The organism is Sphingomonas sp. Leaf38 (genome assembly GCF_001421825.1).
GTDB lineage: Bacteria > Pseudomonadota > Alphaproteobacteria > Sphingomonadales > Sphingomonadaceae > Sphingomonas.
This window is the reverse complement of the sequence record NZ_LMLD01000009.1, coordinates 572,038-591,392: the sequence shown is the minus strand read 5'-3', so window position 1 is coordinate 591,392 and position 19,355 is coordinate 572,038. Positions and strand designations below refer to the sequence as shown.

18 protein-coding genes are annotated in these 19,355 nt (G+C 62.5%); 5 read left to right on the top strand and 13 right to left on the bottom strand.

The features are described 5' to 3' along the window. Positions 1 to 13: 13 nt before the first annotated feature. The 3 genes from ASE88_RS04895 to ASE88_RS04885 all read right to left on the bottom strand — a co-directional run bounded on the left by ASE88_RS04895 (position 14) and on the right by ASE88_RS04885 (position 3,485). Positions 14 to 1,396 carry an MFS transporter gene (locus tag ASE88_RS04895; protein WP_056475983.1) on the bottom strand — a complete coding sequence of 461 codons (1,383 nt, stop codon included), beginning with the start codon at positions 1,394 to 1,396 and terminating at the stop codon, positions 14 to 16. A 296-nt stretch (positions 1,397 to 1,692) separates the two neighbouring features. Beyond that, the gene (locus tag ASE88_RS04890; protein WP_055876703.1) at positions 1,693 to 2,907 is read right to left on the bottom strand and encodes a CmpA/NrtA family ABC transporter substrate-binding protein; all 1,215 of its coding nucleotides are present in this window, start codon (positions 2,905 to 2,907) and stop codon (positions 1,693 to 1,695) included. Beyond that, positions 2,907 to 3,485: an ANTAR domain-containing response regulator gene (locus ASE88_RS04885; protein ID WP_055876699.1), complete on the bottom strand. Its 579-nt coding sequence runs from the start codon at positions 3,483 to 3,485 to the stop codon at positions 2,907 to 2,909. The genes ASE88_RS04890 and ASE88_RS04885 overlap by 1 nt, the downstream gene beginning before the upstream one ends. Between ASE88_RS04885 and ASE88_RS18780 the strand changes: the two genes are divergently transcribed. Both ASE88_RS18780 and ASE88_RS18185 read left to right on the top strand, forming a co-directional pair. Then, complete coding sequence (locus ASE88_RS18780; protein WP_156356921.1) at positions 3,469 to 3,711, top strand: hypothetical protein; 243 nt, start codon at positions 3,469 to 3,471, stop codon at positions 3,709 to 3,711. The two genes, ASE88_RS04885 and ASE88_RS18780, sit on opposite strands and share 17 nt — an antisense overlap. A 227-nt stretch (positions 3,712 to 3,938) precedes the next feature. Next, the gene (locus ASE88_RS18185; protein WP_082466223.1) at positions 3,939 to 4,703 is read left to right on the top strand and encodes an energy transducer TonB; all 765 of its coding nucleotides are present in this window, start codon (positions 3,939 to 3,941) and stop codon (positions 4,701 to 4,703) included. Positions 4,704 to 5,739: 1,036 nt separating this feature from the next. Here the strand turns inward: ASE88_RS18185 and ASE88_RS18180 are convergent. The 3 genes from ASE88_RS18180 to ASE88_RS04870 all read right to left on the bottom strand — a co-directional run bounded on the left by ASE88_RS18180 (position 5,740) and on the right by ASE88_RS04870 (position 10,176). Then, complete coding sequence (locus tag ASE88_RS18180) at positions 5,740 to 6,705, bottom strand: aspartyl protease family protein (RefSeq protein WP_162233389.1); 966 nt, start codon at positions 6,703 to 6,705, stop codon at positions 5,740 to 5,742. A gap of 207 nt (positions 6,706 to 6,912) precedes the next feature. Beyond that, a complete protein-coding gene (locus ASE88_RS04875) occupies positions 6,913 to 7,368 on the bottom strand; it encodes a hypothetical protein (RefSeq protein WP_156356919.1) in 456 nt (151 codons plus the stop codon). Between the two features lie 705 nt (positions 7,369 to 8,073). Continuing rightward, complete coding sequence (locus ASE88_RS04870) at positions 8,074 to 10,176, bottom strand: TonB-dependent siderophore receptor (RefSeq protein ID WP_056475973.1); 2,103 nt, start codon at positions 10,174 to 10,176, stop codon at positions 8,074 to 8,076. A gap of 114 nt (positions 10,177 to 10,290) precedes the next feature. Here ASE88_RS04870 and ASE88_RS04865 point away from each other — a divergent pair, with 114 nt between their 5' ends. From ASE88_RS04865 to ASE88_RS04860, 3 genes are read left to right on the top strand one after another with little or no spacing between them, the layout of a single operon-like run. Continuing rightward, the gene (locus ASE88_RS04865) at positions 10,291 to 10,503 is read left to right on the top strand and encodes a hypothetical protein (RefSeq protein WP_156356918.1); all 213 of its coding nucleotides are present in this window, start codon (positions 10,291 to 10,293) and stop codon (positions 10,501 to 10,503) included. Further along, positions 10,500 to 10,622, top strand: coding sequence for a hypothetical protein (locus ASE88_RS19715; RefSeq protein ID WP_268795091.1), 123 nt, complete (start codon positions 10,500 to 10,502; stop codon positions 10,620 to 10,622). The genes ASE88_RS04865 and ASE88_RS19715 overlap by 4 nt, the downstream gene beginning before the upstream one ends. Next, entirely contained in the window at positions 10,619 to 10,897 is a 279-nt protein-coding gene (locus ASE88_RS04860) for a hypothetical protein (RefSeq protein WP_056475970.1), read from the top strand. The genes ASE88_RS19715 and ASE88_RS04860 overlap by 4 nt, the downstream gene beginning before the upstream one ends. Positions 10,898 to 11,280: 383 nt before the next feature. Here ASE88_RS04860 and ASE88_RS18775 read toward each other — a convergent pair whose 3' ends face one another. The 7 genes from ASE88_RS18775 to ASE88_RS04830 all read right to left on the bottom strand — a co-directional run bounded on the left by ASE88_RS18775 (position 11,281) and on the right by ASE88_RS04830 (position 19,263). Then, a complete protein-coding gene (locus tag ASE88_RS18775; protein WP_156356917.1) occupies positions 11,281 to 11,673 on the bottom strand; it encodes a hypothetical protein in 393 nt (130 codons plus the stop codon). Positions 11,674 to 11,734: 61 nt separating this feature from the next. After that, a complete protein-coding gene (locus ASE88_RS04855) occupies positions 11,735 to 12,655 on the bottom strand; it encodes an alpha/beta hydrolase (RefSeq protein ID WP_056475967.1) in 921 nt (306 codons plus the stop codon). Between the two features lie 140 nt (positions 12,656 to 12,795). Next, complete coding sequence (locus ASE88_RS04850) at positions 12,796 to 13,980, bottom strand: serine hydrolase domain-containing protein (protein WP_268795207.1); 1,185 nt, start codon at positions 13,978 to 13,980, stop codon at positions 12,796 to 12,798. A 68-nt stretch (positions 13,981 to 14,048) separates the two neighbouring features. Further along, positions 14,049 to 15,284 carry a glycoside hydrolase family 1 protein gene (locus tag ASE88_RS04845; RefSeq protein WP_056475964.1) on the bottom strand — a complete coding sequence of 412 codons (1,236 nt, stop codon included), beginning with the start codon at positions 15,282 to 15,284 and terminating at the stop codon, positions 14,049 to 14,051. Positions 15,285 to 15,294: 10 nt separating this feature from the next. Continuing rightward, positions 15,295 to 15,987: a TetR/AcrR family transcriptional regulator gene (locus ASE88_RS04840; RefSeq protein ID WP_056476461.1), complete on the bottom strand. Its 693-nt coding sequence runs from the start codon at positions 15,985 to 15,987 to the stop codon at positions 15,295 to 15,297. An 8-nt stretch (positions 15,988 to 15,995) separates the two neighbouring features. Further along, positions 15,996 to 16,988 (bottom strand): alpha/beta hydrolase, encoded by a 993-nt coding sequence (locus ASE88_RS04835; protein ID WP_056475960.1) that lies wholly within the window; start codon positions 16,986 to 16,988, stop codon positions 15,996 to 15,998. Beyond that, entirely contained in the window at positions 16,975 to 19,263 is a 2,289-nt protein-coding gene (locus ASE88_RS04830) for a TonB-dependent receptor (RefSeq protein ID WP_056475957.1), read from the bottom strand. The genes ASE88_RS04835 and ASE88_RS04830 overlap by 14 nt, the downstream gene beginning before the upstream one ends. Positions 19,264 to 19,355: the final 92 nt, after the last annotated feature.

Here is a 19,355-nt window from a genome sequence, read left to right as displayed (position 1 = left end):
GGGGAAGGGAGGGTCATGCGGGGAGCGCGCCGTTGACCGAGCGGTCGCTGGTGCGGCGTGCGTCGAGCGCCGCGTCGAGCAGCGCGCGCTCGTCCGATTTGTGCGTGGCGGAGAAGCGGACGGCGAGCGCGCAGACCGCGGTGCCTGCGACGACGTAGCCGAGCACGATGAGACATTGCTGCGGGGTGGCCGACGCCTTGTTGAGGAACCCCGCCGCGACCGCGCCGATGTTGCCGCCCGCGCCGATCAGCCCGGCGACACCGCCCAGCGCCTTGCGGTCGATGAACGGCACCAGCGCATAGGTCGCGCCGCACGCCATGTGCGTGAACAGCCCGAACATCGTCATCGCCAGGATCGCGAGCGTGACGCTGCCGGCATGACCGAACAGCACCAGTCCGACGCCTTCGCCGAGCATCAGCGCGAACAACAGCAACGCGCGGCCATCGAGGCCCTTCACGAGCGCGATCCGATCGCTGGCGATTCCCCCGAGCGCACGGGCGAACAGCGCGAGACCACCGAAGATCCCGGCGGCGAGGCCCGCATTGGTCAGTGAAAGGCCGAACCGGTCGACGTAATAACTTGCGGCAATATTATGAATGAAGATCTCGACCCCGAAGCACGCGCCATAGGTCGCAGCCAGCATCCAGGTGCGGTAATTGGCGGCGGCGCGGCGGAAGATCGCCATGCCCGTTGCCTTGCCGCCGTCGAGTTCGATGCCCGCCGCGCGGAGGTCGACGATGTCGCCCTGCGGGGTGTCCTGCGTGTAGCGCGCATAGACCAACGCCATCGCGAGCATCGCTAGCCCCGGCACGAACATCGCCGCACGCCAGCCGAACGCGTGCTCGACGCCGAGCCCGACGAGCGCCGCGACGACCAGCGGCATCAGGCTCTGCGCCGCGCCGCCGCCGGCATTGCCCCAGCCGCCGACGGTCGCGTTGGCGGTGCCGACGACGTTGGGCGCGAACATCACGCTGGTATGATATTGCGTGATCACGAACGACGCGCCGATCGCGCCGATCGCGAGGCGGAAGAACAGGAACGTCTCGTAGGTCTGCGCGAACGCCAGCCCGAACACCGGGACCGTGCCGAGCAGCAGCAGCCACGTATAGGTGCGCCGGGGGCCGAACCGGTCGCAGAGCGGTCCGACCACCAGCCGCACCAGGATCGTCACCGCGACCGCGGCGATGTTGATGTTGGCGATCTGATCCTTGCTCAAGCCGAACTCGGCCTTGATCAGCGGCATCAACGGCGCGGCGGCGAACCACGCGAAGAAGCACACGAAGAACGCTAGCCACGTGACGTGGAACGCGCGCATCTGCGGCGTGGCGGCGCTGAACAGGTCGATCCTGGTAGCCTTGGGTGCGGCGGTGTCGATACCCGGTGATGCGAACAACATGGTCGGCCCTCCATCTGCGGCGGACAAAGAAAAAGCCGCCCCGACGGCGACCTTGCGGACGCATCGGAGCGGCTTCGTTGCCTATGGACGATCGGTGGATCGCCTTACGCGGTCAGGTCCCGTCGTTGGAACCGGTCTCGCGATGATTTCGTGTCCGGCTCCCTTGCCGGACGGTGCGAAGATGACCGAAGTGGCCGTATCGCGCAAGCGTCATTTCGCGGGTGCAGCAGATTTGGGTTTGGCTGGGCGATTGGCCGCTAAAACTCCCCTCCCTTCCAGGGAGGGGAGAAGAGAGTTCAGGGCAAGCCGGCCAGATACCCCTCGATATCATCCGGATCGAACGCCCGCCGATCGAAAAACGCATCGCGCCCGAGGATCAACCGCCCCTGCGTCGATCCCGCCCCAATGCTGTCAGCGCCGATAGCCCCTTCGAGCTTCGAACTGGCATTCGGCAAAGGCGCGCCCGACCCGGCCAGCGCAGCGCGATAAATGTCTGGCCTGAACACACCTTGCGCGACGTCCGCCTCCTCGGCCGAGAAGGGCGTACCGTCCCACCGCACCATCTGCGAGTACAGCCATGCCGCCTGACTGCGCCACGGGAAGTTCGCCGCCTCGCGGTACTGGAACATGAAATCGGGAACGTGGATCGGCACCGCGTCCTTCACCAGCCGCACCCGGTCGCCGATCGCCCGTGACACCGCATCGACCGGGGCATCAAGATACTCCGCGCGAGCAAGTATCGCCGCATTCTCCTCGAGCGTATCCGGATCGATGAACTGCGCAGCCGCAGCGTGCAGCGCCCGGATCAGCCGGTGGACGACGTCGCCACGCTCGGCCAGCGTCGCCGCGCGCATTGCCAGCACCTTCTCGACGCCACGCTGCCAGACCTGCGCCGTTACCAACGCGATCCGCCCGACGCCGCGATCGACCGCGACGCCATTCCAAGGCTCGCCGACGCAGATGCCGTCTACCTCGCCCGCCGCCAGCGCATCGGCGGCGAAGGTCGGGCTGGTCGTAACGATCTCGACGTCGGTATCCGGGCGGATGCCGACCGCCGCGAGCCAGTAGCGCAGCATGTAGTTATGGCTCGAATAGCGATGCACTACGCCAAACCGCAGCCGCCGCCCGGCCGCTGCGCGCTTGGCCGCGACCGCCTTAAGCCGCGCACCCAACACGATCGGATCACCCAGCGCATCCCCATCCATCACCTGCGCAGCGAGCGGCAACGACAGCGTGATCGCGTTGCCGTTGAGCCCCAGCACGAACGGTACCGCCATCGTCACCGCCGGCCGCCCACGCCCGAGCGCTGTCGCGATCGCCAGCGGTGCGACCATGTGTGCGGCATCGGTATGGCCGTAGAGTAGCCGATCTCGCACCGTCGCCCAGGTCATGTCGCGGACGAGTTCGATCTCCAGCCCCTCGGCCTCCGCGAAGCCGCGTTCGCGCGCGAGGATCGGCAGCGCGGCATCGACCAGCGGCAGGAAACCGATGCGGACCCGGTCGAGCGCCATCACAAATCTCCCATGAGCGCGTCGCTGGTGATGATAGCGTCGGCGATCTCGGCGATCCTGCGGTTGGATCGCATCGCCTGCGCGCGAAGCAGGCCATACGCGGTCGGCTCGTCGATACCGCGGCGCTTCATCAAGATCGCCTTGGCACGGTCGACGGTGGTGCGATCGGCGAGCGCGCTGCGGGCTTCGTGCAGTTCGGCCTGCAACCGCGCGAACGCCTGGAACCGGCGGATCGCGAGGTCGATGACCGGCTTGATCCGCTGCTTGGCGAGCCCGTCGACAATGTAGGCGGACACGCCTGCATCGACCGCTGCGTTCGTGGACTCCGCATCGCTCTGGTCGACAAACATTGCGATCGGTCGGGCGAGGGCGCGCGATACGGCAAAGAACTCCTCGAGCACGTCGCGACTTGGATTTTCGAGGTTGATCAGCACTACTTCGGGCGCTGCCTTCTCCAAAGCCGCGACCATCCCGAGCATGCCGTCGATAACGACGATATCGTCGAGTCCGGCCTCACGCAGGCCTTCCGAAATGATCGCAGCACGCGTCGTGCTCGTGTCGATGATCGCGATCCTCATCACGCAGTCTTATGCTGCACCGATCCTCATGGCGAGGGCACATCGAACGCATCGCCATGTCGTCGAGCATGTCCTGACGCAACGGGGTAACGGACTGTTCGGTGGCTTAAGCGCGATGCCTCCCGATTGCGGCGGCGTAGCCGCCTTCCCACAATCCAATCTTTATGGAAAAGGCGGCGACGACTTAATGTCAGCTATCGCTGTTGCCTTAGCGGATGTGGACTGACCGCTTTTCTGTCGAAATCGTACTAAAATAGCTACCCGCACAGATACGAATGAGTGTCTGAAGTTGGGGAGCTGCGGACGTAGCGCGAATGTCCGGGTATGGGTCTGGCCGTACGCAGCAAGTGAAGGGTACGTTCGCCCAATTACGGCCCTTGATGATTGCGATGGGCTTGCCAGTAACTAGATGTTCGTTCAGGCTCGCTCAGCGAGTAATAGGAAGGGTGAGCCATGTTTTGGATGCTTGCAATTTTGGCATCAGCTCAAGCCCCAGCGACTGCCTTGGAGCCGTCGAGCTCTTGGACCCTGTCATCACAAGATGATGGGTGTACGGTAGCACAAGGCTACAGTGAAGATCACACGATCCAGGTCGGATTTCAGACCACAATGCAAACTCGTCCCGCCTTTTTATTAGTGCGCGCTTCTAAAAAGCTGCTGCCGGCAGGTATTGGAGAAGCCCAAATAACCCTAGACGAGTCGAAACCTGTATCGGTCCACTACGGCTCGTTCGAGACGAACGAACCCGGAGTTCGCCTCATTAAGTTCTTTCCGGACGAAGCCACGATGACCCGAATTGCGGCAACAAAAGCAATCGGGATTGGCGTAAATATGCCAATGCTGAAAATTGCGAACGCCGATGAGGCAATCAAAGCCGTCGATAACTGTACCGCTGACAAGCTAGTCTCATGGGGCGTCGATCCAAATATCTATTTTCAGCGAAAAACAGCCTCCGGCAACCTCGGCTTACTATTCGATGCGAAAAACTACCCCAAAGAAGCTAGAGATCGGGGCATTTCTGGCCGCGTTGTGCTTCTGTTGAAATCTGATAAAATCGGGGGCATAACCGACTGCAAGGTCGTCGCTAGCGCTGATCAAAGCCTAAATGTTGGTTCGTGCGAAGCCGCCAAACGAGGCACCGTAAAGCCGCCGGTTGACTCGGCCGGCCAACCAATCGCCAGTTATGTAGTTGTTCCAGTCGTTTGGCGACATCCATAGATCGTAGCACCAGCGCGGGGCAACTATCGCAGGCCGATCGCCATACTGTCTTTTACGATGACTACGGAACTTTGCCTTTCATCATCCGCAATCAACCCTAAGACCAGATAGTCTGCAGCCGCTCATAGTCGGTGACTTACCAAGCATTTTCGCTTTTCTAGGATAGTCGGATTTGAACCCGAGCGAACCGGGTCGCTAATGCCGTCTAAGCGCCCGAAAACGGACGGGCAGCTTTCCTTCCAACCCGGACATTCCTGATGCAAAAATCAAAAGTTTTGCATCAAGTTTAATCGCTAGCGCTGGCTGCATTTCAGATCGATCGCACGCCGATCGAGGTCGCTGAGGGTTTCCCCGATCCTAGCGGATTCATTATCCCAGCAACGCTGCTTAGGCGTGCGATCGTCCCTCTGTTGAACGGGCACCACGTACACAGGATATGGAAAAACAGGCGTTTTGCTATCGGGGACGGCAGGCGCTGCCTGTTGAAACGATGAATTCGCCTTTGACGTATCCTGTGCCTGCAAGGATGCGATCAGGGCCATTCCGAACGTGATTATCGTTGCCATCATCACCGCGTCTCCCCGTTGCCGATCCGCTGAGTATGCACCTAGACTGGTGACGAATACCCTACGTAACGAATTACCCCTCAACCGCGACGCGATGCAAAACTCACGGATTTCGCATCAGCCCAAAAACTGAGAGAAGCCAACCGCTCGGGCGATGCAAAATACTGATGCATTTGGAATACCCGTTCAATGGCAGGTTTCCCGGGGCGTTGCCTCCAAAGCGGACAGTCTGCTTTCCTTACCATCCCGGACATTCCTGATGCAAAAATCAAAAGTTTTGCATCACACGTAGCGGGGGCCGGCGTTCCCCAGGCCGGTCGCTAGCGTAGGTTGGTTGTCGATCCCGAAGGCGGCGGTCGCTGGACAGCGGCCCGCGTACAGCGTTCCTCCACGGCTTCGCTACCGAGGAAGCCAGCCCATCAAGCGGCGACAGATATTGCGATCAGAATGCCACCATCTAGCGGCAGCGTTCACAGGGGGGGCAGGATCAGCTTTTTCTGTCCGAGGTCGAGAATGATGTTGAACTTCGACAAGAACGCGGTGCCAAGCAGCCCCTGCGTTTCAACCGGCAGCGTCGCACCCGTTGTGACGGTAACATTATCCGCCCTGACCGCACCGAGCTGGAATGATGCATTGGACACCGCCTTCAAGGCCTGAACAACACCATCTCCCCCGCTAACCTGCTGCGTGGATGTCGCAGTCTGTGCCGGTATGACTTGGCTCCATGCCTGTCGGGATAGTTGAATGATTCCGTTTGACCCGAGATCGATCGCGAGCCGGACCGGCTTGCCGTTGATCGCAGCCTCGACATTGTTCCCCTCGATGATCGGGATGACGGAGGCCCGCGCCCCGTTTTTGGGCGTCATCTTGCCGGTGCGGACCAGATAAAGTGTCTTGTCGATGGGGCGAACCATCACGGCCAGATGACGCATGACATCAGCTCCGAGAACCGCGTCGATGGGGCGGCCAACGATCTTGGAGAAAGGTGCAAGGTCCAGCGCGACAAGCGTTCCCGCAATGCGAACTTGGTTCGGTACTACGAACGTGACGTCCTTGACCGGATAGCCCTGAAGGGTAGTGCTCCCTGTCTGCGCTGAATAGGAATCTTGGCCGGGCGAGCCGCCCGCTCGCCGGATGAATCCCGCATTTACGAAAGTATTGGCTGCGCCATTATCGAGCAGGACGGTCGCATCACGCCCATTGATCCAGGCCTTGAACAGAACAAGCCCTTGATGGACCTCGATCGACGACGGCGACCAGGACGCACCAGACGTAAATGTGAGAGCAAAACGTCTTTCCGGGGCTGCACTTCCGGCAGTTGTCGTAGAACCGCTTTGGGCACGAACCGGTGCAGAAAAGGCGAAGAACAATCCCGGTATGAGGAGAAGTGCCAAGCGTGAAAACCGCGGCACGCTACGAGGACGGGTCATCAACATCGCTTTTCCTTGTCCCCATCGCGCAGCAGGATGACAAAGTTGGTATCTGACCTGACACCCGGTTGCCACCATCGCGCCGCTCAACGAAAGCTAAAATCACAGGATATGCAGCGCGCCGGAAATGGCCAAACTGCGAGGGTCGCGATGCACGTCTCAAATCTTTGTATCATGTCATGGCGCACGCAGCGTCGGTTATCGTGAGCGCTATCAGCTCGCGCGCATTCCCGGCGGGACGAGGGCGGAACACTTATCCGCAAATTCTTGGCGAAATAGGGCAGGTGCTACCGGGAAACTGCGCGACTTGCCATTGTACGTCGCAACTAGCGGAGCGCCGTTCTTCAGTGCCAACAGTACGGGATCGCTGATCGCAAACTGGAATTCGAAGGCCGTTTGATCTCCGATCATTCTTAGATCGGGATTTGCAGAACGCGTAGTGGTACCAAACTTCAAGGACATCGCAGGCTGCGGCCATTTTTGCGCGGCTGTGAATCCTCTAACCTGAACGGTGGTTTGCGTACCGCTGCACGTCATCACGAAGCTTGGCTTGCCTTCCTCGTAATAAGTGACCGCAGGGCGGCTCGGGGTCATTCCCGCAATATCCCACTTCGCAGAGCCTTCGAGAGGCATGATCGGAAGCAGGAGAGCAGTGAGGACGGCAATCATGGATAAGGCCCTTTGCAGTGACGCAGCAAGCATGGAGACTATCATCGAATGCCACTTAGCCAACAGTGATCGCCATCGATGCCCTGATGCAGAAATCACCGATTTCGCATCAGCCTAAGCACGGCAGGAGACCGGGGGCTGCGGCGATGCAAAAGACTGATGCATCTAAGATACCCGTTCAGTGGTCGGTTTCCTGCGGCCTGGCGCCCAAAGCGGAAGGTCCGCTTTCCTTCCCTTCGCGAGCGGAAAGCCGGGCTTCAACATCGGTCATTCGCAAAGATGAACCAGCGTCCAAAGTCGGGAAGCGAGGGAAGGGGCGTCAACGTCCGATTCTGGGAAGCGGGGGAGAGGGCGGGAATGGCCGACTATGGGTCTTGGCGATCGCGGCGGCTTCCGACCACTTCAAGCCATCGCTGCGTTAGCCGGCGAACGGCTGCTCCTGACAGATTCTTCCGTTCGCGTGGCACAAACCGGACAGGCAGAACGGGTCCGAACTGGCCGCTTGCGACGTTCTCGACCGTCCCTGAATGCGGTCCTCCGTACAAATCGGTTAGAGTCACCGATGGGTAAGCTGAAACCAACAGGGCCCAATTGACCGTGATGCGCTGGTAGTCCGGTTGGTTCTACCGCAGGAAGAACCAACCGGGGTGGCGTTGGCCACGCGGGCATCCATGCCGCCGAGCAGTGATGCCAAGCCGTCGCCCGCTAGAACCGAAAGCCCAGCGTTACCATAACGTTGCGCGGGGCGGCCATGAAGCAGTCGCCACGCGCGAGGCAGGAGGCAAAACCACGGTTGTCCAGCAGGTTGGTCGCGTTGATCGCCAGGCGCCATTTGTCCCAGCTGATCTCCGCGAGCGCGTCGACCGTCGTGCGCGACGGGGTGACGACCGTGTACAACGTGCCGGGAGCGATTGCGGCGTTCAGACCGTAGGGATCGAGCGTCCCGGTCGACTTGCTCTCCCCGCTATACACCACGCCTGCGCCGAGCCTCAGCTGCGGTTCGCTGGTGTCGCCGAAGGTCTTTGTCGACCAAATCGACGCGGTGTGCCGCGGCATATAGTCGAGACTGGTGTTTACCTCGGAATCGAGCTGGCTGTAGCCATAGTTCAGCAGCAGCTCGAAATTGCCCGGCAGGACGCGGCTCGCCTCAAACTCGACGCCTTTGGTGGACAATTCGCCGGACTGGGTCGTTACGTTGTTCGCCAGATAGAGGACGCGGTTGCGCTCCTTAATCTTGAAACCGGTCACGGTTACCAGCGTCCGGAGATCGGGCTGCCACTTCAGCCCGGCCTCATATTGCGTGCCCATCTGCGGCTTGAAGGGGGCGGTCGGGACGCCACCGGGCCCGGTCAGCCGGCCGGCGATCGGCAGGAAGCTTTCGGTGTAGCTGAAGAAGGGCGAGAAGCCGGCGCCGACCTCGCCGATGATGCCGGCGCGGAAGGTGGTGGCATTGTCCTCCTGGCCCGAGGAGTTGGTCACATGGTCGCGGCGGGCGCCGACGATCACCGAGACGCGGTCGAAGAAGCGGATCTGGTCCTGGAGATAGACGCCGAGCTGCTTCTGCGAATCATAGGCGAACGGGCCGCCGGGGTCGTAGGTCTGCAGCGCATCATAATCGATGTCGTAGAGATCGACCGTCTCCAGCGCCGTGGTCGCGAACCGCTTGCCGACCTTGTTCCAGCTATAGTCGAGACCAGCCAGCAGCGTGTGCTCGATCTCCGCGCCGGTGTTGAATTTGAACTGGACGTTGTTGTCGGTCGAGAAGACGTTCATTCGCGCATCGCTGGCTTCGGCGTACAGCCCGATGGTGCGGCCATCGGTGCCGTAGACTGCGAACGGATTGGTCGGGTTGGTATAGCTGTCAGCGTAATGGGTGAAATATTCGAGGGCACTGTCGATGTATCGTGCCTTCAGGCTGATACGAAGAGTGTCCGAGAAGCGGTGGATCAGCGTTCCGCCACCCTGGAGCGAGCGGCCGGCATAGCGGTCCCAGCCGGCCTTGCCGACGAAGGTGTAGGGATCGAGCCGCCCGCCCGGATTGTCGGGATTGGGCGCGAAGGTGCCGACGATCGGCAGGAACTGCGAGGTCGAGCCGGTGTCGTCCTTCTGGTACAGGCCGGTCAGGATCAGGTCGGTATCCGGCGTCGGCTGCCAGCGGATCGACGGCGCGAACATCACGCGGTCGTCGGGAACATGATCGATGAAGGTGTCGGAATCGCGCACGCGGCCGACCGCACGGATCGCCAGCGTGTCGCTGAGCGCCAGGTTGACATCCCCTAGCGCCTCCTTGCGGTCATAGCTGCCATAGACGAGGTTCAGCTCGCCGCCGGTGCGGAACTCGGGCGTCTTGGAGACGAGGTTGACGAGACCGCCGATCGAGCCCTGGCCGAACAGCACCGATGCCGGGCCGCGTACGATCTCGACCCGCGAGAAATTATACGGGTCCGAGGGGATGCTGGCATAATAGGAGAAGATGTCGCGCATGCCGTCGCGGAACTGCAGCGCGCTGATGCCGCGCACGTTGAAGCCGTCGACTCGCGTATCGCGGCCATAGGGATTGGCGAGGACGCCGGCGGCGTACTTTACCGTGTCGCTGATGTTGATCGCGCCCTGCGACAGATACTGGTCCGCCGTGATGACGGTTAGCGGCTGCGGCAGCTCGATCAGCGGGGTTTCGGTCTTCGTGCCGGCGATGGTGCCGGTCACCACGATTTCGTTATCCGGCGCTACCGGCTCCGCATCCTGCGCCCAGGCCGCAGAACTGGCCAGCACGCCCGCCATACCGGCCACAACGATCAACTTCCCCATATTCCGCCCCTTCGTCTCGTTCCAGTTCGATTGTGGGCGCTCCTATATCGTTGCGACAGATTATCAATAGCATTAAGCTTGCCAGTTTAATTCGCTGCATTTATGCGGTCCTTCGTGGCGACCGCGGCGGTCTACTGGACCATGACGGCGTTCCTTATCGCCGCGGGCGCCGCGATCCTTGCGGGCGCCGTGGCGCGCAGCAACGCCGTGTTGACCACCATGCTCAAGGTCGCGACGGGCGGCGTCATGCTCACGCTGCCGCTGCTGCGCTTGTTCGCCGCCGGCGGCCCTGGCTGGGCTGAGGCGATCGCGCCGGCCAGCCGGTGATTGCGGCGCTCGACCTCGCGTTCGTGATCGGTGGCGCATGGCTGGTCCGCGACTGCCGGACGATGTGGCCGCGTGCGTCGCGGGGATACGGGCTGATCCTGGACCCGGTCGAGGCATGACGATCGCTGTCGCGCTGGGCGCATTGCTGCTCTCGGCGTTTCCGGTGATCCTATTGTGCATCGGCGATCCGAAGCGGCGGCGCGCCACCGGCGACCGTGACCGGGCCGCGAGCCAGCCACGCGCGATGTTGGTCGCCGCAGCGTGCGTTCCCGGCTTCGCCTGCGCGTTGCTCGGCGACAGCGCTGCCTTCATGGTGTGGCTGGGTGGGATCGGGCTTATGGGTTGGGCCGCAGCAGCCAGTGCTGCTGCGCGAACTCAGGACCGAACAGATTAGCTGCGGCTGAGCCAGCTTGCTGCGGACTTGAGCGGCCATTCCGTTCTCAGTCCAGAGTCAGGCATTCGCAGTCAGCACCATTCGCAATCAGTAATGTCCAATCCCATCGCGAGCTGCGGTTCCGCCGGGACGCGTGAGCAACCGCTTTGCTCCACTTCCTCCTGTAAAGCGCCGCTTGTCGACGCGTATAGCCGATATGAACAGATGTCCGGAACTGGGAGGCGCGAAATCTCGGCTGAGCGTCCGGAACTGGGTCATGATGTCTAAAGGGATTTGAGGCCCATCTTGGCAAATTCTTTGCGAGAACGAAGCTGTGTGAGCTAGGTAGGCTATGAATAAATGGTTCGTGTAGCGCAGCTGTCATCGGAATAAATTAAAGCGTATTAATGGCACAATTGATCATAGGTGACCGCAAAATCTGAACTGCCATCGTCTAATGCCGCAAGTTTGGCGGTCCTGATGTAGATAAAGCGGCGAAAAGGTCGGTCCTGTGTCGGCCGCATCTCTCCGCATAGCGATTGCCGTTTAGGATCGGAACCAATTTCGATACGAATATGCGCTGAAGTAGGCACGGCGAGCGCGCGCAAGACTGAATTCCGTTCAGCTGCCTCCCAATCGGACTCGTCCGTTGGGGTGTTATTATAACGGTTGGACGAACTACCAGGTGATGAATGGCCCACCGGTGCTTTCACGCTTACGATCCGCAGATTGTCATCCGTCTGATGATCAGCATGGTTTTGCCTGGCAAACATCGCCGCCAAAGTTAGCGCGGTCACGCAGCATGCCACCAAAAGGCCCAACGGCAGTAGACGAGAGGATGTAGTCACTGCTCGTAGCTCATCGGTTTCGGACGTTACTGAGTACGCCAAGCCAGTTGGGTGCTGCATGGGAAAGTTCACCGTTTTCCGCGAAAGCCGCCGGTCCGTCTGCGGCATTCTGCAATTTCCACATGAACCAGGCGGTGGGATAGCCGAGCAGCGGATAGGCGCCGATGTTGCAGTATAGCGGTATGCCAACGCTTTCGCAGCCTGGATTACCCTGAATCTCGCCATGGCTTCCGCCGGCAATCATGCCCATTACCTTATCGATCTTACTCGATGTCGGCGCGTAATATCCGAGGTTCGTCGGCAAGCTGGATGCGGCATCCAAATCGCCACCAATGTAGAAAATCGAACCGTGGGTTACCTTCGCCAACGCACCCAGATCGATCGTGCATTTGACGATCACGCAGAACGGCCGGATTGGCGTCTCGATCGGTACGTACGTTTTGAAGATCGGCGTATTGCGCGAGAACAGAAGCGTCGTCGTCGCGGCTCCCTGCGAATGACCGACGAGACCGACGTTATCGGCGTCGACCTTTTCGTAGAAAATGCTGCCGGTATTCTTGGCTAAATCAAGCAGGAAACTAGCCGTATCGAGTACTGTGTCTCCATGTCCGGTCGCGCCGTCGCGCGAACGGATGACGATGAACCCCCAACTCGCAAGATGGCGAAGGAAGAAAGCGGCGTAGTCTGCAGTGATCCCGTCCGACGTGCCGTCTGCAAATACTATGGCTGGATGGTGAAAACCAGTCGTTTCCTGCTTCAGCGGGTTTGAGCCGAGATCGCTGGGATACCAAATATCGCAGACATTGCTTTCGCGGTCGCACGGGCGAGTAACCATGGTCGCCGTTGCCCACGGGCCATCCGCGGCATATCGGCGTTCGATCGGACCCGTAAGTTGATAGGTCGTCGCGGACGCAACTTGCGGAAGAAGCATAGCAAAAAATGGCGCAAAGCATGGGCAAACGCATAAAACGTATCCTGTCTTATTGCTGTCGAATCACGGGGTATCTGACAGGTTAGAGTAATTTGGTCATTTCAGAGATGTTTTGATCTTCGAGTTACGAGAAGATCTCCCTAAGCATTGTCTTTAACATCTCGGCCAGCGAGCGCTGCGCGTATCAATGCTTGCGTTTCCGCCTGTAACGGCGGAGCGGTATAGGACAGAGTCTGGGTCATACCGACGACGAGCAGGTCGTTGGCGGGGTCGATCCAGAACCATGTTCCTGCCGCCCCGTCCCACTGATAGGTGCCGATGCCGACGGGCACGTCGGCAAGCGCAGGATCGGTGACGACGCTGCCGTTCAGGGCGAAGCCACGGCCGGGGCCAATGCGCTGGTGACCCATTACGAAGCCGTGCTCGATCAGGGTGTCCGGCAGGTGATTGCGCGTCATCAGGGCGACCGCGCGTTCGGACACGATCCTGACACCCGCCAACTGTCCACGGCCGAGCAGCATAGCCGCGAACCGGGCGTAATCTCGGGCGGTGGAAACAAGGCCGGCGCCACCGAGCGATCGCGTTGGCTCGCTCGTGGCGTCGGTAAACATCGGGTTCGGGATCCAGGCCAGCGGCGAGTCCGGCGCTTTGAGATAAAGCGTCGCAAGCCGGTGTTGCTCGCTTGGCGGTGTCTGAAACCCCGTATCCCGCAAGCCGAGCGGTTCGAATACGCGCTCGCAGAGAAACGCGCCGAAGGCTTGGCCAGTGAGGCGTTCGATCATCGCGCCCTGCACGTCCATGCCGAGACTGTACCGCCACGACGTACCGGGCTGATACGCTAGCGGAACCCGTGCCAGCCGCGCCATCATCTCGGCCAGCGTGTCCGTGTCCCATACACCTGCAGCCTGGTAGGCAGCGTCGACCGGATCGCCGGGATCGGACAGCCGGGTGCCATAGCTGAACCCGGCGGTATGCGTGAACAGATCGCGCAAGGTCGGTGCGCGATGTGGTAGTTCGACGCGCATGCTGCCATCTGGGTTCAGCCCGGCGAAAACCTGGAGGTCCGCAAACTCCGGCAGGTGCTGCGCGATCGGATCGTCGAGCGTCCAGCGACCCTCGTCCCACAGCACCAACATCGCGGCGGCCGTTACGGGCTTGGTCATCGAGAAGATACGGAACAGGTCGTCGATGGAGGCTGGCGCATCGCTGGCGATGTCGCGCTTTCCCAGCGCCACTTCGTGACAGACCTTGCCATGGCGCGCGACGATCATGACCGCACCGGCGATCGTGCCCCGATCGATATGTGCCTGGATCGCCGCGTCCATTGCGATCACGCGCGCGCGCGATAGGCCGACAGTTTCGGGGCCGACCACCGGCATCTCTACCGCCGCCATCAGATCGTCCCGGAGCGCACGATCGCGGCGAGATGATGCGCGCTGGGTTTCGGCGTGCGGGCGAACGTCTCGTAGTCGACATGGACGAGGCCGAAGCGCTCGCCATAGCCGCGGGTCCATTCGAAATTGTCGAGCAGCGACCAGCAGATATAACTGCTGACTGGAATGCCGTCGTCGAGGCATTGCCGCACTTCGGCGAGCGCGGCGTCGATGAAGGCGATGCGGCGCGTGTCGTCGTGCGTGGCGATACCGCTTTCGGTCACCAGAATCGGCCGGCCGATCTTTGCGTGCGCGAAACGGATCGTGTTGCCGAGCGCCTGCGGATAAAATTCATACCCGGCCGCGGTCAGTTCGGCATCGGGGGCTGGGGGGATCTGTCCCTGCGCGCTGACCCGTATCCGCGTATAGGTCTGCACGCCGACGAAATCGGCCGCCTTCGCCGCGTCGATCCACGGCCCGTACAGCATCTCGGTCACGGCATCCGCCAGATGGCCTTCGCCAACGCCCTGGACGTCCTGCATCGTCAACGTGACGCCGACCGGGAAATTGCCCGGTCCCGCCTTCATCGCAGCCGCCGCCTTGGCCTGCGCATCGAGCATGACCGGCTCACAGGTGGCCAGCGGGGCGAACAGCAACGACGAGAAACGCTCCGAACCCGACAGGCGCGCGCATTCTGCTAGCATGGCGTCGGCGGTCGGGCCGATCACCGTGCCACCGCGGAGCAGCACCAGCAGCCGCTGGATATTCGCCTCGTTGAACGGGATGGCATAGGCGATCAGGTCGCCGATCGCGGCGGTCGTTCTCTCGACATAGCGCGCAAAATGGTCGGCGCCTTCCGCCACCTCGAACCCGCCGCGTGCTGCGAACCAGCGCGGTACCGTGAAGTGATTGAACGTGACAATCGGTGCGAGACCGCGCGCATGCAGCGCCTCCAGCGCGCGCCGGTAGTGATCGAGTGCTGCCTGCGAGAAGCGGCCGGGCTCGGGTTCGATCCGCGACCACTCGATGCCGATCCGGTGGCAGTTGAAGCCGAGGCCGGCGGCAATGTCGAAATCCAGCTCGTAGCGATCCCAGCTGTCGCAGGCGTCGCCGGACGGTTCTGCATAGGATGTGGGACTGACCGTCTCGCACAGCCAAGCGTCCGAATTGATGTTGTTGCCTTCGGTCTGGTGCGCCGAGATGGCGGATCCCCAGAGAAAGCCCGGGGGTATCGGGCGGCGCGGACTGTCGGGCAACGGTAATCCTTTACGGTTTGGGATCGAGTGCGGGGTAGAGCCGCAGCATCGTGTCGGAGAGCGCCTTGAGCGAGCGGTGCACGCCGTCGGTGTTGTTCATGAACGTGGCCTCGAGCGCGAGCCCGCGCACTGCGGCGACGTAGAGCTCGTGGACCGCCTCGGCCTCTGGATGCGGCTCCAGACCGGCGGCGCGGATACGTTCGTTGCTCCAGCGATGAGCCTGTTGGTCGATGCGGCTCTGCAACGCGCGCAGCGGCTCGCCGAGGCTCGGATCTGAGCGCGACGCGAGCATGATCTCCATCACCGCGATACCCGCAGGACGGCTCATCACCTCCCACATCGTATCCGGCAGTACCCGCAGCCAGGTGACCGGGTCCATCGTCGTGGTGGTGCGGTCGTAGAGGGCACCATCCTCTTCGAAGACGGCCTCAACGACGGCGAGCATGAGATCGGTCTTGGCGGGAAACTGGTGCGTCATCGCACCGCGGCTGACGCCGGCTTCCTCGGCGACGGTGGTGATCGTCGTCGCGCTGTACCCGACGCGGTGCAGGCAGACGATCGCCGCCTGGATCAGCTTGGCGCGCGTGTCGGCGCTGCGTTCGGCCTGCGGACGGCGCTGCTGAGACGGGCGCGGAGACGGAGAGTTAGGGTTCGGATCGGTCATGCGACGCACCCTAACGGGGCGGCGCGGCGGCACCAGCATGCCGTGGCTCATGCCAGATGCTCCTGCCAGAAGGCCGCCATGTCGGCCCAGGCCGCAACGCCCTCGGGAGTGTCGGCCAGGAGCGGCTGGAAGACATGCGGCATGCCCTCGAACACTTCGAGGCGCGACGATCGCCCGGCGGCCCGCAACGCGCGGTGCAGCCGGACGCTGTCGCTCAGCAGCAGTTCGCGCGTGCCGACCTGAATCAGCGTCGGCGGGAAGTCGGTGAAGTCGCCGTGGATCGGCGAGGCCAGCGGTGACCTCCAATCGGCGGGCGCGGCATAGCCACGCACGCCCATCTCCAACCGGTTTCGATCGAGATAGTCGACCGACGCCAGGGTCTGGTTCGTGTCGCCCTCGCTTGCGAGATCGACGACCGGGGAGAGCAATGCGAGTGCCGCCGGGACCGTCTCGCCACGGTCACGCAGGAGCAGTGTCGCAGCCGCTGCGATGCATCCGCCAGCGCTGTCACCGAACAGACCGGGCACATGGCCTTCCCAGTCGATGATCGCGGTCCAGGCCGCTACGATTTCGTCCAGGATCGCGCGATGATCGGCGCGGGGGGACAGGGTATAGTCGATCGAATGCACGACGCGTCCGGTGCTCGCTGCTGCCAGCGTCGCGGTCAGTCGCGAGGACTGCGCAGAGCCGGTGGCGAACCCGCCGCCGTGGATGTAGACGAGGGAGGTCGCACCCACCTTCGCGTCCTGCGGCGTGATCGACAGCACCGGGACGCCGCCTGCGTCCCAAGCCGACAGCGTCGGCGACAGTTTCGCGAGTGGTGCAGCGATCATCGTCTCCGCCCAAGCCGCCGCTTGCGAGGCCGCCGCATCGAACTCCTCCTGCGATACAGGGATCGGCTGCGGCGGCATTGCGGCGATCATCGCACCGATCATCCGCAGGATCGCGCCAGCTTCGGGCGACACCGATGCGGCGACGAACAGGCGTGGATCGTCAGCCTCGCGGCTAACACCGGGACCGGATGGCTCAGAACTTGGCATCGAGGCTTAGTCCGATGACGCGGCGCGAATCCGTACCGCTGATCTGCGAATAGGATCGCGGATCGAGCTGCAACGCGGCGGTCGGTGTCGCGAACCGGACCGCCGGGCGATAGACGTCGAACAGGTTGCGCCCGAACACCGCGACGCCGAAGCGCTGGCTGGCGAACCGCATGCCCAGGCGACCGCCGAACAGCGCGACCGGAGCGTTCTGCAGGATCGGGTTGAACGCCGCATCCCAGTTAATGCGCGAGGTGTAAACCATGTCCGCTTGCGCATAGGCCTGCGTGGTGGACGACAGGTCGGCGGCGTATTCGCCGCTGGCCGTGACCTTCCATTTCGGCGTGCCGACCAGCCGGTTGCCACCGGCATCGTCGACAGCGCCGCGCGCAACGCCGCCAATGACCTGCGGCACGCAGCCCTGCGCCGCGGTCTGTTGCTGCGCACACGCGACCAGATAGCCGTCGCCGTAACGCGCATCGTTATAGACCGCGCCGAGATTGAACGAGAGGCCACGAGTCGGTCGCCCGAACAGGTTGAATGACACGCCCTTGGTCGTCAGCGACGGTGCGTTGCCGAAGATGAAGGCGGCAGCGACCGGGTCGAAGAACTGCGCCTGGAAATCGTCGACCTTGGTATAGAAGCCGGCAAGGCTCGCGGTCATCCGCCCGCCGAATGCCGAGGCCTTAATCCCGACCTCGCCGGACTTCGGAATCTCCGGGCGGACGAGCACCGGGATGGTTGGTCCGGACGCCTGGTCGTTGATCGATGGCCCCTTATAGCCCCGCGTATACGTGCCGTAGACCATGACGTCGCGGGTCACGTCGAACTGCGCGCCGACGCGGTACGAGAAATAATCGTCGTCGGCCTTGCCGCGAACCGGTGAGAGGCTGCCGATTGGTGCGAACGCGCCGGTGGCGAGGGTCGCGCCGGTGCGCGCGGCGACGCTCTCGTTGCCGTACCGGCCGCCGAGGATCAGGCGCAGCGCCGGCGCCAACCGCACCGTCGCCTGCCCGAAAGCGGCGACGCTGGTGGTCTGCGCGTGCGTCGTCAGCCGCTGGCCGAGCGGGAAGGGGACGCCCACGTCGGTGGCGACCGGCCCGAGCTGCTGGACCGAGCCGTCGAATTCGCTGTCGAAGTAATATAGCCCGGCGACATATTCGAGCGTGCCGCCGGATGGCGACGTCAGGCGGAATTCCTGACTGAAATTATGCGTGTCGGACGGCCCGGTCTGGTTCAGCCGGTACACCGGCACGCTGTCGACGTCATAGGCCGGCACCTCGCCCTCGACCGCACGATAGGCGCTGATCCAGGTCAGCGTATGCGCGCCGATCCGCATGTCGATCTGGTTCGATACGCCGTAGCTTTCGGTCCAGCCCCGGTTGCCGCCATTGATGCAACCCTGCTGGTTCTCGGTTCCGAGGGTGATCCCGCACGCAGTAAGACGCTGCGTCAACCGGCTGCCCGGCGTCGAGGCGAACACCGACCAGGGCGCTCCGCCACGGCGGTCGGCATTGCTGTAATCGCCGATCAGGTTGATCGTGATGTCGGACGTCGGTTCCCACAGGAAGCGCGCGCGGCCGGCGTAGTTGCGTTGCCGCTGCCAGCTGTCGTCGAAGCGGTTATACTGGTTGCGGGGCGCCTGGGCGAACGACCCGGCGACGCGCAACGCCGCATTCCCGGCGATCGGCAAATTGACGACCCCGCGACCGACATAGGTGTCGCGCGTGCCGATGTCGGTATGCGCGATCACTTCCAGCCGCGTCGGGTCGGGCGCGTTGGTGACGATGTTGAGCACGCCCGCCGACGAGTTCCGCCCGAACAGCGTACCCTGCGGCCCTTCGAGCACTTCGACACGCGCGACGTCGAACAGCAATGGTGGATTGGTCGAGGTGCCGGCCAGCGCGACATTGTCGACGACTACGCCGACGCTCCCTTCCGACGAGCGCGAGAACGAGACGCTGCCGATCCCGCGGATGCTCAGCGCGCCGAACGGGCCGGCGGTATTGAGCGCAGGCGCACTGCGCGTCAGATCGGCGACCTCGTTGACGTTCTGGCGGGTGAGCTGGTCGCCGGAAACGACGCTGACGCTGATCGGAACGTCCTTTAGCCGCTCTTCGCGCTTGTTCGCGGTCACGACGATGTCACCGGCCTCGGCCTGTTCCTCCGCTGGCGCGGCGACCGCGGTCGAGTTCGGCGCAACGGTCTGCGCGAGGCCCGGCGTCCATGCCGTGAGACAGGCGGTGCTGCACAAGGCAGCGAAAATCCTAGCGTCCATGCTTCCCCTCCGTTCGACGATCGAATGCCGCCGATATACGGTTCTCTACATGGTCGTAAACAAAACGTCCATTCTTTTTGTTGTGATCGTAT

What these genes read in the sequence shown, in the direction of transcription:
- ASE88_RS18180 (WP_162233389.1), bottom strand. Translation starts at nt 6,705, where the DNA reads ATGTTGATGACCCGTCCTCGTAGCGTGCCGCGGTTTTCACGCTTGGCA.
- ASE88_RS04895 (WP_056475983.1), bottom strand. Translation starts at nt 1,396, where the DNA reads ATGTTGTTCGCATCACCGGGTATCGACACCGCCGCACCCAAGGCTACC.
- ASE88_RS04840 (WP_056476461.1), bottom strand. Translation starts at nt 15,987, where the DNA reads ATGCTGGTGCCGCCGCGCCGCCCCGTTAGGGTGCGTCGCATGACCGAT.
- ASE88_RS04835 (WP_056475960.1), bottom strand. Translation starts at nt 16,988, where the DNA reads ATGCCAAGTTCTGAGCCATCCGGTCCCGGTGTTAGCCGCGAGGCTGAC.
- ASE88_RS04885 (WP_055876699.1), bottom strand. Translation starts at nt 3,485, where the DNA reads ATGAGGATCGCGATCATCGACACGAGCACGACGCGTGCTGCGATCATT.
- ASE88_RS18780 (WP_156356921.1), top strand. Translation starts at nt 3,469, where the DNA reads ATGATCGCGATCCTCATCACGCAGTCTTATGCTGCACCGATCCTCATG.
- ASE88_RS18185 (WP_082466223.1), top strand. Translation starts at nt 3,939, where the DNA reads ATGTTTTGGATGCTTGCAATTTTGGCATCAGCTCAAGCCCCAGCGACT.
- ASE88_RS04855 (WP_056475967.1), bottom strand. Translation starts at nt 12,655, where the DNA reads ATGCTTCTTCCGCAAGTTGCGTCCGCGACGACCTATCAACTTACGGGT.
- ASE88_RS04870 (WP_056475973.1), bottom strand. Translation starts at nt 10,176, where the DNA reads ATGGGGAAGTTGATCGTTGTGGCCGGTATGGCGGGCGTGCTGGCCAGT.
- ASE88_RS04850 (WP_268795207.1), bottom strand. Translation starts at nt 13,980, where the DNA reads ATGGACGCGGCGATCCAGGCACATATCGATCGGGGCACGATCGCCGGT.
- ASE88_RS04890 (WP_055876703.1), bottom strand. Translation starts at nt 2,907, where the DNA reads ATGGCGCTCGACCGGGTCCGCATCGGTTTCCTGCCGCTGGTCGATGCC.
- ASE88_RS04830 (WP_056475957.1), bottom strand. Translation starts at nt 19,263, where the DNA reads ATGGACGCTAGGATTTTCGCTGCCTTGTGCAGCACCGCCTGTCTCACG.
- ASE88_RS04875 (WP_156356919.1), bottom strand. Translation starts at nt 7,368, where the DNA reads ATGATTGCCGTCCTCACTGCTCTCCTGCTTCCGATCATGCCTCTCGAA.
- ASE88_RS04860 (WP_056475970.1), top strand. Translation starts at nt 10,619, where the DNA reads ATGACGATCGCTGTCGCGCTGGGCGCATTGCTGCTCTCGGCGTTTCCG.